Source organism: Mesorhizobium delmotii (assembly GCF_900149755.1).
GTDB classification, from domain to species: Bacteria; Pseudomonadota; Alphaproteobacteria; order Rhizobiales; family Rhizobiaceae; genus Mesorhizobium; species Mesorhizobium delmotii.
This window is the reverse complement of record NZ_FUIG01000013.1, coordinates 422,793-434,954: the sequence shown is the minus strand read 5'-3', so window position 1 is coordinate 434,954 and position 12,162 is coordinate 422,793. Positions and strand designations below refer to the sequence as shown.

Annotated in this window: 13 protein-coding genes, 1 pseudogene and 1 riboswitch; of the genes and pseudogenes, 4 read left to right on the top strand and 10 right to left on the bottom strand. The window is 62.4% G+C overall.

From position 1 onward, the window contains the following. Positions 1-16: 16 nt before the first annotated feature. The 3 genes from BQ8482_RS03605 to BQ8482_RS03595 all read right to left on the bottom strand — a co-directional run bounded on the left by BQ8482_RS03605 (position 17) and on the right by BQ8482_RS03595 (position 891). Positions 17-253 (bottom strand): DUF680 domain-containing protein, encoded by a 237-nt coding sequence (locus BQ8482_RS03605; protein ID WP_123146293.1) that lies wholly within the window; start codon positions 251-253, stop codon positions 17-19. 88 nt (positions 254-341) lie between these two features. Further along, complete coding sequence (locus tag BQ8482_RS03600) at positions 342-566, bottom strand: DUF680 domain-containing protein (protein ID WP_123146292.1); 225 nt, start codon at positions 564-566, stop codon at positions 342-344. Positions 567-687: 121 nt separating this feature from the next. After that, complete coding sequence (locus tag BQ8482_RS03595; RefSeq protein WP_123146291.1) at positions 688-891, bottom strand: DUF680 domain-containing protein; 204 nt, start codon at positions 889-891, stop codon at positions 688-690. A 521-nt stretch (positions 892-1,412) separates the two neighbouring features. Continuing rightward, a riboswitch (cobalamin riboswitch) is annotated at positions 1,413-1,613 on the top strand. Between the two features lie 215 nt (positions 1,614-1,828). Here BQ8482_RS03595 and BQ8482_RS03590 point away from each other — a divergent pair. Beyond that, entirely contained in the window at positions 1,829-3,076 is a 1,248-nt protein-coding gene (locus BQ8482_RS03590) for an aromatic ring-hydroxylating oxygenase subunit alpha (protein ID WP_123146290.1), read from the top strand. A 23-nt stretch (positions 3,077-3,099) separates the two neighbouring features. Next, a complete protein-coding gene (locus BQ8482_RS03585; RefSeq protein ID WP_123147354.1) occupies positions 3,100-4,230 on the top strand; it encodes an FAD-binding oxidoreductase in 1,131 nt (376 codons plus the stop codon). A gap of 12 nt (positions 4,231-4,242) precedes the next feature. Here the strand turns inward: BQ8482_RS03585 and BQ8482_RS03580 are convergent, their stop codons facing one another. From BQ8482_RS03580 to BQ8482_RS03555, 6 genes and pseudogenes are all read right to left on the bottom strand, one after another. Further along, complete coding sequence (locus BQ8482_RS03580; RefSeq protein ID WP_123146289.1) at positions 4,243-4,989, bottom strand: FAD-binding oxidoreductase; 747 nt, start codon at positions 4,987-4,989, stop codon at positions 4,243-4,245. After that, positions 4,986-5,597 carry a molybdopterin-dependent oxidoreductase gene (locus tag BQ8482_RS03575; RefSeq protein WP_123146288.1) on the bottom strand — a complete coding sequence of 204 codons (612 nt, stop codon included), beginning with the start codon at positions 5,595-5,597 and terminating at the stop codon, positions 4,986-4,988. The genes BQ8482_RS03580 and BQ8482_RS03575 overlap by 4 nt, the downstream gene beginning before the upstream one ends. 108 nt (positions 5,598-5,705) lie before the next feature. Beyond that, positions 5,706-5,955: pseudogene (locus tag BQ8482_RS03570) on the bottom strand (PDZ domain-containing protein); the annotation flags it as partial. A 189-nt stretch (positions 5,956-6,144) separates the two neighbouring features. Beyond that, the gene (locus BQ8482_RS03565) at positions 6,145-6,870 is read right to left on the bottom strand and encodes an MBL fold metallo-hydrolase (RefSeq protein ID WP_123147353.1); all 726 of its coding nucleotides are present in this window, start codon (positions 6,868-6,870) and stop codon (positions 6,145-6,147) included. Positions 6,871-6,904: 34 nt separating this feature from the next. After that, positions 6,905-8,071, bottom strand: coding sequence for a diphosphate--fructose-6-phosphate 1-phosphotransferase (locus BQ8482_RS03560; protein WP_123146287.1), 1,167 nt, complete (start codon positions 8,069-8,071; stop codon positions 6,905-6,907). 119 nt (positions 8,072-8,190) lie between these two features. Then, entirely contained in the window at positions 8,191-8,964 is a 774-nt protein-coding gene (locus tag BQ8482_RS03555; protein ID WP_123146286.1) for a L,D-transpeptidase, read from the bottom strand. Positions 8,965-9,161: 197 nt separating this feature from the next. On the opposite strand from BQ8482_RS03555, the gene BQ8482_RS03550 reads away from it, so the two are divergent. Next, positions 9,162-9,785: a LysE family translocator gene (locus tag BQ8482_RS03550; RefSeq protein ID WP_123146285.1), complete on the top strand. Its 624-nt coding sequence runs from the start codon at positions 9,162-9,164 to the stop codon at positions 9,783-9,785. Positions 9,786-10,178: 393 nt separating this feature from the next. On the opposite strand, the gene BQ8482_RS03545 is transcribed toward BQ8482_RS03550, so the two are convergent. Then, on the bottom strand, positions 10,179-10,583 hold the full coding sequence (locus tag BQ8482_RS03545) for a hypothetical protein (protein ID WP_133254694.1): 405 nt from the start codon (positions 10,581-10,583) through the stop codon (positions 10,179-10,181). 246 nt (positions 10,584-10,829) lie between these two features. Here BQ8482_RS03545 and BQ8482_RS03540 point away from each other — a divergent pair, with 246 nt between their 5' ends. Beyond that, positions 10,830-12,152, top strand: a complete 1,323-nt coding sequence (locus BQ8482_RS03540; protein ID WP_123146283.1) for a tetratricopeptide repeat protein — start codon at positions 10,830-10,832, stop codon at positions 12,150-12,152. The last annotated feature ends 10 nt before the right edge of the window (positions 12,153-12,162 follow it).

Here is a 12,162-nt window from a genome sequence, read left to right as displayed (position 1 = left end):
TGCATTCAGGTCGCTGTTAGCGGCCGAACAGGTTCCGGTCGCTGCCCTGCGGGGCGGACTTCTGTACGTCGCCCGAGGAATTGAGCAGCTTGTAAACCGGCGAGCCGGTATTGCTTACCGAAGACGTCTGCGTGTTGTCGACGTTGACGGTCGCCTGCTTGTTGATGTCGGTTCCGCCAACGTTGTCGTTGCGGGCATAGGCGCTGCCGGCAGCAATCAAAAGTGCCGCAGCGGTGAGAACGATCTTCTTCATTTCAGTAATCCTGGATTTTCGTATGCCATCAGCGCGGCGGCCGCGGTCTTTGTGAAAGACAATGCCGCCGCTGCTGTTGGGATCGACATTAGTTGTTGCCGAAGAGGTTACGGTCGCTGCCATTGACGGGCTTCTCGTCAGCCGGAACCGGATTCTGCGCCGAAGCCGAATTCTGAATCGAAGCCGTGTACGAGCCGTTGTCGACCGCAGCGGCCGGCTGGTTGGCGCCGTTCAATCCAAAGTTGTCGCTGCCGGCAAAAGCGCTGCCGGAGACAGCCAGGATGGCGGCGGTGGCAAGAATGATCTTCTTCATTTCTAGTACTCCTGAATTTTTCAGATCCCGAGCGGCGGACTGGCCGCTTTGTCTTGTTGTTTGACCATGATCTTTTCCGAAAACCGGTTTCCACTTCGGGATCATGGTCTGGGATCAGCTGTTAATTGTTGCCGAAAAGGTTGCGGTCGGCGCCCTGGTCGACGGGCTTTTCAGCGTGAGCCGACTTCTGAATGGAAGCCGTATACGAACTGTCGACCGAGGCGGTCGGCTGATTGGCGCCGTTGGACCCATAATGGTCGCTGCCAGCAAAGGCGCTGCCGGTGATGGCCAGAACGGCGACGGCAGTAAGAGCAATCTTTTTCATTTTTGGAACTCCAGTATCTTTAGTTTTCCGTCCGTCTAGCGGCGTGTCTTGAGAGGGATTCGCGTCGTTCGGACAGCCCCGATGTGGGAAGGCCATCTGGCAGATTCCAATCACGAAGTTGTTCCGTGTGGACCAAGAATCTACACCTTGAAATTGTACAAGAGGCTTCTCTCGTCATTGCTTTCTGTTTTGTTTTCAAAGGTTTAAGACAAAAAGGCTAATCGACCATTTGACGGATTGCCGGACCTGCGTTCACAGCGTCATGCACGCATTGTCAACAGAAACGAACCGTTCGGTTCGATTTTAGAAGCGGCTTAAAAAGCCGGTGCTGAGTTGTTGTCGAATCGTTAACCATTTCGGCGCCATGCAATGGTCAATCCGGCACGCTTTCAGGACCGGCAGCGCTCGCAGCAGGCGCAAATTTCACCTTCCTCAAATCCCGGCCCACAGGTTTCGCCGGCGGTGTCGCGCCGCATGGATACGATGTCGCTTTCATGCCGACAGTCAGCCGGCCGTCATGATTAGATCACGCCATCTCAGGTGCCGCTTGGTGACGACGAAGCGGAGAATTGGGAAGCCGGTCAGAACCCGGCGCTGCCCCCGCAACGGTGGTGGAGTTCAAGTCGCAACGGGAGACCACTAGGCCCAAGCCTGGGAAGGTGTCGCGATGGTCCGCAAGGACACTCCAGAGCCCGGAAACCAGCCCGAGATTTCTAGACTCGACTGATCGCGGTGGGCGGTCAAGAGGTGGATAGTGCATGCCCGGCCCTGTCGCCGGCTTGCGGCCGATCCTCCCTCCATCACCACCAGTTCAGTCTTTGGAGCGACGTGCGTCCATTTGGACGCACAAAGTACGCTCCAAGACTTTGAATTGCGCATCGTGCTTTCCGAAATCGATTCCGATTTCGGGCCGATGCGACGGCTATGAGGACAGGACATGGATGCGCGCAACGACATGCTGAGGCTCTTGCACGGCCGCAGGGAAGGCTACTCGCTCGAGCAGCCCTTCTACACCGATCCCGATTTCTTCAAGCTCGACATGGAGCTGATCTGGTATCGCGACTGGCTGTTCATCGGCCACGATTGCGAGTTGCCGAAGCCGGGCAGCTACATCACCGCCCAGATCGGCGACTATCCGGTCGTGCTGGTCCGCGACCAGCAAGGCAAGATCAACGCCTTCCACAATTCCTGCCGGCATCGCGGCAGCCGCGTCTGCAACGCCGACAAGGGTACGGCGGCGAAGCTCGTCTGCCCCTATCACCAGTGGACCTACGAGCTGGACGGCCGGCTCTTGTTCGCAAGGCAGATGGCGGACGGCTTCGACAAGAGCCAGTTCAGCCTGAAGCCGGTGGCTTGCGAAAGCATCAGTGGCTACATCTTCATCTGCCTGGCCAAGGAGCCCGCCGATTTCGCGCCGATGCGCGCCATAATCGAGCCTTACCTCCTGCCGCACCGGCTGCGCGAGGCAAAAATCGCCTTCGAATCGACCATCGTCGAGAAGGGCAACTGGAAGCTCGTCTGGGAAAACAACCGCGAGTGCTACCATTGCGCCGGCAACCATCCGGAACTGTGCAAGACATTCCCGGAAGCGCCGACCGTGACCGGCGTGCAGGGCGCCGACAGCGATCCGGAGATGCTCGCGCACTGGGCGAAATGCGAGGCGGCGGGCTTGCCGAGCAAGTTCCGCATCGATCCGGCCGGGCAGTATCGCGCCACCCGCGCGCCGCTGCTGCGCGATGCCGTCAGCTACACGATGACGGGAAGACGTGCGGTGAAGAAGAACCTCTCCGACGACGTTTCGACCGACCGTATCGGCTCGCTGCTGCTCTATCACTATCCGACGACCTGGAACCATATCCTCGGCGATCATGCGGTCACCTTCCGCGTGCTGCCGATCAGTGCCACGGAAACGGCCGTCACCACCAAATGGCTTGTCCACAAGGACGCGGTCGAAGGCGTCGATTACGATCTCGCCGATCTCACCCATGTGTGGACCGAGACCAACGACCAGGACCGCCGTATCGTCGAGGAAAACGCCTTCGGCATCCTGTCGCCGGCCTATGAGCCCGGCCCCTATTCGGAATTGCATGAGAGCGGCGTCATCCAGTTCGTCGAATGGTACGCCTCCTTCATCGGGCCGCGCCTTGCCGAGGACGGCCGGCCGGCGTTGCGCAGCGTCGCCTGAGCGAGGTCAAGGGGATGAATGCGATGACGGATCTCGGGCTCTACCGCCATCTCGACGAGATGACGCCCTGGAACGACAGGCTTCAGGTGCTGGAAGTGATCGGCGTCAGCGACGAGGCGCCTGACGTGAAGACCTTCACCTTCCGCTCCGACAACCAGACCTGGTTCCGCTACAGACCGGGGCAGTTCGTGACGCTGGAACTGCCGACCACCGGAAGCCCGCTGATGCGGACCTATACGCTGTCGTCCTCGCCGTCGCGGCCGTTCTCGATCGCGGTGACGGTGAAAGAGCAGGCCGGCAGCATCGGCACGCGCTGGATGTTCGACAATCTGAAACCCGGCGTTCACGTGAAGGCCTATGGGCCGGCGGGCGACTTTTCGCTGCACAGCCATCCCGCGGCCAAGTATCTGTTCATTTCGGCCGGCTCCGGCGTGACGCCGATGATGTCGATGCTGCGCTGGCTGAACGATTGCGCGCCATGGACAGATGTCGGCTTCGTCAACTGCGCGCGAAAGCCCGAGGAGATCATCTTCCGCAAGGAGCTCGAGCTGCTCGGCAGCCGTATGCCGGGCCTGACGCTCGGCTTCATGATCGAGGAGCGGTCCAGCCGTGAGGGCTGGTTCGGCCATATGGGCCGGATCGACGCGATACGGCTGCCGCTGCTGGCGCCCGATTTTCGCGAGCGCGAAATTTTCTGCTGCGGCCCCGATCCGTTCATGCGCGCGGTGCGGCAGATGCTGGAGGCGGCCGGCTTCGACATGGCCAACTATCATCAGGAAAGCTTCGCGGCCCCAGGGGTTGAGGAAATACCGGCCCCGTTCGGTTCGCCGGCAGAGGGTGGGCCGGCAAAGGGTGGGCCGGCAGAGGGCGGGGTCGAGATACCTACTGAGGCCGCAACGCCGATCCGCTTTTCGCTTTCGGATGTCGATGCCGACTGCATTGCCGGCCAGACCGTGCTGCAGACGGCGCGCGCTTCGGGCGTACGAATTCCCGCAGCCTGCGAGTTCGGCCTGTGCGGAACCTGCAAGGTAAAAAAGGTCTCGGGCACAGTCGAGATGAGCCACAATGGCGGCATCCTCGATCACGAGATCGACGACGGCTTCATCCTTGCCTGCTGTTCGAAGCCGCTGACGGCGATCGAGATCGACGCCTAACCGGCGGGGAGCTTAAACCCCGTAGCGCTCGGTGCGGATGAGGCTTGCCGGAACGCCGGCATCGATCAGCGCCTGGGCGGCGGCCGACACGAAGGCATTCGAGCCGCAGACAAAGGCGAACCTTGGCGGCGCGGGCAGCCGCACCATCGATTGCTCCATCATCGCGGCATCGACCCGCCGCGAATAGTCCGCCGGGCGCCGGGCCGGCTCGCGGGTCAGCGCCAACACCAGATCGAAGCCGTCCCGGCGATTGTGGAAGTCGATCAGTTCGTCGCGAAAGATCACCTCGTCCCAGACCCGTGCCGAAAACACCAGCACCGCGGGCACCGTCGATTTGCGCGCGACACGATGGCGGATCATCGCCATCAGCGGCACCACGCCGGACCCACCGCCGACCAGCAGAAGCGGGCCGCCGTCGCTGTCGGACCAGACGAAGTGGCCGCCGAGCGGTCCGCGCAGCTCGACCTCATCGCCGACCGCAGCGATATCGTGGAAGAAGGGCGAGATCTCGCCATCGTCGAGCCTTTCGATCGCCAGTTCGATCGTCTCGCCGGCGTCAGGCGCCGAGGCGATGGAGTAGGAACGGCGCGCCTGATAGCCGTCCGGCGCCGTCAGCCTAACGTCGACATGCTGCCCGGCACGATAGGCGAACGGCCGCGACGGCTTGAGGAAAAAGCTGGTGACGCGCGGCGTGCGCTTTTCGATGCGTCTGATGGTCACCGTCTGCCAGGGCGACTGCGCCGCCGGCCCGTCGCTCATGGATCGCCCGTATAGCGCTGCTCGCGCCACGGGTCGCCATAGATGTGATAGCCGCGCAGCTCCCAGAACCCGGGCTCGTCACGCTCGGTGAACTGCAGCCCGTTCAGCCATTTGGCCGACTTCCAGAAATAGAGATGCGGAACCAGCAGCCGCGCTGGGCCGCCATGGTCCGGCGTGATCGGCTTGCCTTCGTAAAGCAGTGCCACCATCGCCTTGCCGGCGGTGAGATCCTTCGTCGGCACGTTGGTGGTGTAGCCGTCGAACGACAGTGCCAGCGTGAAGGGGCTCAGCGGCTCGATGCCGGCATCCGCCAGAATATCGTCGACCAGCACACCCTGCCACGCCGTGTCGAACTTGGTCCATGCGGTGACGCAATGGATGTCGCGGGTCATCTTGGTCAACGGCAGTGCGTTGAACTCTGTCCAGTTCCACTTCTTGATCGGCCGCGGTCCGTGCTTGAGCGCGAACGACCAGTCCTCGGTGCGCACGCGCGGCGTCGGCCCGGCCGACAGCACCGGAAACCCTAGCTCGAGATACTGCCCCGGCGGGATACGCGCATCCGTATCCGTCGGGGGCTTTCGTCCTGAAAAGAAGCCGCGGGTGACCATCGGGAAATCCGTTTAAATCAGGCCGTCTGCCGGCCTTCACTAGTCTTCTCGAAGATGCTCTGGCGGGCAACCATAATTTTGGCTGCAACCTCGCGGCAATGCGCCGCTTCAGCCACTGGCGAAGGGCACGGCGACGAACATCTGCGCGTCGCCGCGTTCGACGAGCAGGAGCACGGACTTCTTGCCGGATTTCCCGGCCTGCGCCTGCGCAATCGCCTGGTCCGCCTGCCTGGCGTTCCGCACCGGCGCCTGACTGACGGCGACGATGATGTCGCCGGGCTGGATACCGGAAGCCGAGGCTGCTTCATCAGGATTTGACGCTCTCGACCAGCGCGCCGCGCTGGTTTGGCGTCAGATTCGAACCCTTGATGAAGGGGAGTAGCGCCGATCTGAAACATAAAACCCGCCTTGCGGCGGGTTGTTGGCGCAATCAGCACCATAGAGGAATCGATAGCATAGTTGCCGGCACAAAGCAAGAACAAAATTGCTGACAGGGATCACGAGCTCGCATGTCTTCCCGCCTCTGCCTGCCGGCCATCGAAGCCTCTTATGCGCCGATCCCGTCTGTCCGCCTGAGATAGCCGTTGGCGATTTCGCGCATCCGTTTGGCATTGAAGCTTGGTCCATGGCCGCCATGACCGATGCGGATCGGCAGATCGAGCAGCCGCTGCATCGTCCGGCGATAGGCTGATCGGTCGGAATCCGGCAGGTCGTCGATCAGCATCGCGTCGTAGATGGCGTCGCCGGCCAAGAACAGGCCGTCGGCCTCGTCGAACAGTGCAATCGAATCGGGCGAATGGCCAGGCAGATGCAGCACGCGGAATTGCCGGTCGCCGAGATCGACCAGATCGCCCTCGTCAAGTGTTCGCGTCAGCGGCGCCGGCGGAATCTTGTAATCGGCTGCTTTCCAGCCCGGCGCCGGCAGCTTGGAGACGGCGCCGTCGAGATCTTGAAACATGTGGGCGTATGTGACCGCTTCGTCCATGCTGTCGAAACACGCAGCACTCATCCTGGGCCCTGCCCGCAGCGGGAATTCGTGCAGCGAGCCGACATGGTCGAGATGGATGTGGGTGGCGACGACGAGCAGCGGCTTGCCATCAGGCGTGTCGAGCTCCGGCGCAAGCGGGCGGATGCCCATGCCGGTGTCGACAAGCAGGTCGACGTCGCGGCCGCGCAGATGCCAGATGTTGGCGCGCACGAAATCATGCACGAACGGCTCGGTCAGCATCGTCGTTTGGGCGTCGACTTTCGTCCTGCTGAACCAGTCAAGCATCAGAAGAGAGACCGGCATCAGGAGAGACCCGGCATCAGACGAACGGTTTTCCAACCTTATATTTTTCGGGGACCAGCCGCTTCAGATAGGCCATTCCCGCATCGGAGAGCTGGTTGACCTCAGGCAGCATGAAATCGTCTGGCATGTGGCGCGTCTTGCCGGCGACGTTTTTCAGCGGCACCTTGTTCAGCACGGTTTTCTTGCCGTCATATTGCAGCGCCACCGAGCCGCCGCCCTGTTCGGCGACAGCGACCGCAAAGACGCCGGCATCAAAGGCTTCCTGTGCATCCACGGGGTTGATGGCGCCGACGTAGCCGCGCGGCATGTAGCCGAGCGCATCGACGCGCGCCCGCTTGCCCGGCAATCCTTCGGCCAGCGCGCGCTCGAGGGCGGCCGGCAGGTCGCTGCCCGACAGCTTGACGTTGCCATGCGCATCGCGCTCCAGTTTCTCCGGCGGCACAAGGCTTTCGACCAGCGCCTTGCCGTCGGCGGTGCTGACGCCTTCGGACACGGCGACGATGCAGCGCTTGTGGCGGTCGAGCGTGGCGCGAACATCGTCGATGAAGGCCGCGGCCGAGAACGGACGCTCCGGCACATAGACGAGATGCGGGCCGCTGTCGGGATCAAGCTGCCATGCGGCGGCGGCGGCGGTGAGGAAACCGGCATGCCGCCCCATGACGATGCCGACATAGATGCCGGGCAGAGCACGGAAGTCGAGGTCGACCGAGAGAAAGGCGCCGGCGACGAACTCGGCTGCCGAAATGAAGCCGGGCGTGTGGTCGTTCTCCTCGAGATCGTTGTCGATGGTTTTCGGCGCATGGACAAAAGCCATCTTGCCGCCGGCGGCGTCGGTCAGGATCTGCTGCGTGCCCGACGTGTCGTTGCCGCCGATATAGATGAAGGCGTCGGCGCCGGCCTTCTTCAGGCCGTTGAGGATGATCTCGCAATAGGCGTCATCCGGCTTGTCGCGGGTTGAGCCAAGCGCGGCGCTCGGCGTTGCCGCAATCAGCCGCAGCCGATCCTCCGGAATGGCTGAGAGATCGACATAGTTGCCGTCACGAATGCCGCGCACGCCATGGATCGAGCCCAGGACCTTGGCGCCGGGATGCCGCTTGCGGATTTCGAGCGCGGCGCCCACCATCGTTTGGTTGATGACGGCGGTCGGACCGCCGCCTTGCGCGATCACAAAAGTTCCGGACATGCTTCACGTCTCCCGAGCAGTGGCTTTGCAGGCACATTCGCCTGTCTTGCGAGATCACGCAACGGGAGAGTCGAGCAGCCGCGCCGGCCGCGCTATCAGGTCAGACGACGACCGGGAGATCAGACGACGACGACCGGGTTCTTCCTCGAGACGCGGCTGTAGAGGTCTATGATGTCCTGGTTGATCAGGCGAACGCAGCCCGACGACATCGCCTGGCCGATGCTCCACCATTCGGGCGAGCCGTGGATGCGGTAGCCGGTGTCCTGGCCGTTCTGGTAGATGTACAGCGCGCGCGCGCCGAGCGGGTTGTCGAGGCCGCCGGGCTGCCCGGCCTGCCATTTCACCAGTTCCGGCTTGCGGGCGATCATCTCGGCCGGCGGCCTCCAGGTCGGCCATTCCTTGCCGTACTGGATGTTGGCGCGGCCGGACCAGCGGAAGCCTTCCTTGCCGATGCCGACGCCGTAACGGATCGCGTCACCGCCGGGCTGCACCAGATAGAGCAGCCGCTCCTGCGAATGGACGACGATGGTGCCGGGCTGCTCGCCGGTCGGGTCGACGACGATCTGGCGGCGGAACTCCGGCTTTACCTTGAGGTAGGGCACTTCCGGCAGCGTGAAGCCGCCGTCGGTGACGGAGGCATACATCACACCAGGGCTGGTAATGTTCTTGTCGACGCTGATGCTCGGGCGGATGGGGGTGATCGCGCCGGTTGTGACGCCGTCGAGTTGCAGCGCCGACAGGTCGAGCGTTTGGCTGCAGCCTGCGACGCCGAGTAGCGCCAGCGCACCGGCGCCGGACAACACCGTGCGGCGGGAAAGCTGGTTTTCGGAAATTTCGATGTCGATGGCGTCGCCGTCGCACGGCGGCGTCAGACTTTGCGGCAACTCACGCATCTACCCAGACCCTACGCTATCGGCGGGAAACACGGTCCGGCCGGATAGGATGCATTTTCACCAATCATGGTTGAAAAAGCGTGAAGACATCTTGCCCTACCTTAACCTCCGTCGCGCCGTACATTTTTCGATGTCGCCCCTTTACATCTTCGCGAGCCCAAGGATTTATCCTCTTCTTTGAGCTCAAGGAGACGAACATGTCCTTCGAAAACTGGGCCGCCTTTGCCGCCGCCTCGACGATCCTTCTTGTCATTCCCGGTCCGACCATCCTTCTAGTCGTGTCCTATGCGCTCGGCCAGGGCTGGCGCACCGCGCTGCCGATGGCGGCCGGCGTGGCGTTTGGCGATTTTACGGCGATGACGCTGTCGATGCTGGGCATCGGCGCACTGCTGGCGGCGTCGGCCACCGTGTTCACCGTGCTGAAGGTGATCGGCGCCGGCTATCTGATCTATCTCGGCATAAAGCTGTTTCGCGCCGGTGGCACGCTCAAGGCCGAGCCGCGCCTGGACGCGGTGTCCTCGGCCAAGATGATGGCGCATGCCTGGCTGGTCACCGCGCTCAACCCGAAAAGCATCACCTTCTTCGTCGCCTTCCTGCCGCAGTTCCTCGACCGGCACGCCGATTTCTGGACGCAGATGCTGATCTTCGAAACGACCTTCCTGGCGCTCGCCTTCGCCAATGCCTTCGGTTACGCGCTGATCGCGGCAAGGGCGCGCAACGTCGTGCGTAATCCCCGGGCGATCCGCATCTTCAACCGCACCGGCGGCACACTGCTGGTCGGCGCCGGCATCGCCACGGTGGCGATGCGCTCGGGCAATTAGAGCAGACGAAATTCGCCTGCCGCAATTTTTGCTGCAGGCCCAGAATTACGAATTACGGTGACAAGTACACCATTCGCTTTTCCCCGCCTGTCGCGGTTTCCTGATTTCACGGCTTTTTCGGTTTGCTCGGCAGTCCGGGCCAGAAGTGCTTCACTGTCCACCGGCCGCGCAGATGCCGACATCGGCGACGCGGCAATGCAAGTCGAGCCATGCGGTCAATCTACACACAGCGACAGCCGAGCAAACGTAGCAAAAAGTGCGCTGTCACCGTAATTCCGTAATTCGCCGTAATTCGTCACCGTAATTCGTCAACGATCTCAACAAACTCCTGCCGTGGGCTTGGAACACGAAAGCCATGTCAAGTACTGGAGGGGTAGTGCGAGAGCCAGAAGCTTACTCGAGGGCCGCCTCGATCGCCAGGATGATCTTTTCGGCTTTCAGCGTCGAGAAGCTGATGCCCCTTTCAGCAAAATAGGCGGCAGCAAGCCGCACAGCTTCGCGCAACGACATGCCCACAAAGCCAGCTATATCCTCACCATTGGCGACGGGCTGCGGAACGGCGATCATCACCACCAAGCCTTTCTGCTCTCGAGAGAAGTGGCCGAGCTTGTAGCCCTCAAACTCAGGCTTACTGACCGAGCCAGGCAGAATGAAAATCGGATTTATCCATGCCTCGGTACCATCGTTGTAACTCGCATCACGGACATCGGCGGCGACGTTCATTGCCTTGTTGAGCATTGAGTGGACGAGGCTGCCGCGCTGTTCTGGGCCGCCAAATTGATTCCCTATCGCTATCATTACCCTTTACCTTTTCAACGCCTCGGCCTGCGCCGTCACAGATTTGGTAGTGACACCTAAACAGTCGTTGCGAAGGGCTTTCAAAGCCTGCTTGATATCTCCAGGTGACCTTGCCAAAGAGTCAAACCCGTCGCCTACATATTTGCTGAAATCCGCAGCTGCTACCGGCCCAGACCTGATTAGCGCGCCGACCGCTAATGTTGTAAGATCGGATCCACAAATTGTGTGGTCGTCGATGGGTAGCCCATGGCAGTCAGGGACGCATTCGGCCTGACGTTTTCGGGCGCGACGGAGGCCGGGTTCTCGTCCTACAGCCAGGCCGTGCGCGAACTGCAATGCTTCATCGGCGATCCGGTCGCCTCGGTCGACCGCGCCATCGCCGAAGATCCCGGTTTCGTCATGGCGCATGTGTTCAAGGGCTATCTCTTCGGCCTCGCCACCGAGCGCGAGGCGACAGCCGTGGCCAGGACATGCCACGAGGCGGCACTGCCGCTTGCCGCCACGTCGCGCGAACAGGCGCATGTCGCAGCACTTGGCCATCTTGCCGGAGGACGCTGGCATGAAGCCGCCCGTCTGCTCGAGGATATCGCCATCGACTTCCCGCTCGACGCGCTGGCGCTGCAGACCGGGCACCAGATCGACTTCTTCACCGGCAATGCCCGTATGCTGCGCGACCGCATCGGCCGCGCGCTGCCGTCGTGGCAGAGCGGCATGCCGGGATACCACGCCATACTCGGCATGCAGGCGTTCGGGCTGGAGGAGATGGGCGACTATGCGCGCGCCGAAAAGCTTGGCCGCGCAGCAGTCGACATCGAGCCGCGCGACGGCTGGGCGCAGCACGCCGTCGCTCATGTCATGGAAATGCAGAGCCGGCAAAGGGACGGCATCGCATGGATGCGCGCCAACCCGGAAGCGTGGACGCTGGAAAGCTTCCTGCAGGTGCATAATTGGTGGCATCTGGCGCTGTTCCACTACGATCTCGGCGAGACCGGCGAGGTGCTGGCGCTCTATGACGGCCCGATCTACGGCGAGCGCTCGACGCTGGCGCTTAACATGGTCGATGCCTCGGCGATCCTGTGGCGACTGCATCTCGGCGGCATCGATGTCGGCGACCGCTGGGCAGCACTTGCCGCCAACTGGGCCAAGGCCGGCGCCGGCAACTATGCCTTCAACGATGCCCATGCAATGATGGCCTTCGTCGGCGCCGGCCAAGAAGCGCCGGTTCGCACCTTGCTCGAGGCGCAGCGCGAGGCCATGCGCGGCAACGACGACAACGCCGCTTTCACCCGGGATGTCGGCCATCCCCTGACGCTCGCCATCAAGGCATTCGGCGACGGCAATTATGCCGAGGCGGTACGCCTGATCCGGCCAATCCGCGCGATCGCCCACTGCTTCGGCGGCAGCCACGCGCAACGCGACGTCATCGACCTGACGCTGATCGAGGCGGCGCTGCGTTCCGGCGACCATGCGCTGGCACGGGCGCTTGCCGCGGAACGCGCGCTGGCGCGGCCGAACAGTCCGCTGTCGGCATTGTTCTCGCGGCGGGCGGCCAATTTGTCGGAGAATTGACCAGAGGCGG

What these genes read in the sequence shown, in the direction of transcription:
- BQ8482_RS03605 (WP_123146293.1), bottom strand. Translation starts at nt 253, where the DNA reads ATGAAGAAGATCGTTCTCACCGCTGCGGCACTTTTGATTGCTGCCGGC.
- BQ8482_RS03600 (WP_123146292.1), bottom strand. Translation starts at nt 566, where the DNA reads ATGAAGAAGATCATTCTTGCCACCGCCGCCATCCTGGCTGTCTCCGGC.
- BQ8482_RS03595 (WP_123146291.1), bottom strand. Translation starts at nt 891, where the DNA reads ATGAAAAAGATTGCTCTTACTGCCGTCGCCGTTCTGGCCATCACCGGC.
- BQ8482_RS03590 (WP_123146290.1), top strand. Translation starts at nt 1,829, where the DNA reads ATGGATGCGCGCAACGACATGCTGAGGCTCTTGCACGGCCGCAGGGAA.
- BQ8482_RS03585 (WP_123147354.1), top strand. Translation starts at nt 3,100, where the DNA reads ATGACGGATCTCGGGCTCTACCGCCATCTCGACGAGATGACGCCCTGG.
- BQ8482_RS03580 (WP_123146289.1), bottom strand. Translation starts at nt 4,989, where the DNA reads ATGAGCGACGGGCCGGCGGCGCAGTCGCCCTGGCAGACGGTGACCATC.
- BQ8482_RS03575 (WP_123146288.1), bottom strand. Translation starts at nt 5,597, where the DNA reads ATGGTCACCCGCGGCTTCTTTTCAGGACGAAAGCCCCCGACGGATACG.
- BQ8482_RS03565 (WP_123147353.1), bottom strand. Translation starts at nt 6,870, where the DNA reads ATGCTTGACTGGTTCAGCAGGACGAAAGTCGACGCCCAAACGACGATG.
- BQ8482_RS03560 (WP_123146287.1), bottom strand. Translation starts at nt 8,071, where the DNA reads ATGTCCGGAACTTTTGTGATCGCGCAAGGCGGCGGTCCGACCGCCGTC.
- BQ8482_RS03555 (WP_123146286.1), bottom strand. Translation starts at nt 8,964, where the DNA reads ATGCGTGAGTTGCCGCAAAGTCTGACGCCGCCGTGCGACGGCGACGCC.
- BQ8482_RS03550 (WP_123146285.1), top strand. Translation starts at nt 9,162, where the DNA reads ATGTCCTTCGAAAACTGGGCCGCCTTTGCCGCCGCCTCGACGATCCTT.
- BQ8482_RS03545 (WP_133254694.1), bottom strand. Translation starts at nt 10,583, where the DNA reads ATGATAGCGATAGGGAATCAATTTGGCGGCCCAGAACAGCGCGGCAGC.
- BQ8482_RS03540 (WP_123146283.1), top strand. Translation starts at nt 10,830, where the DNA reads ATGGCAGTCAGGGACGCATTCGGCCTGACGTTTTCGGGCGCGACGGAG.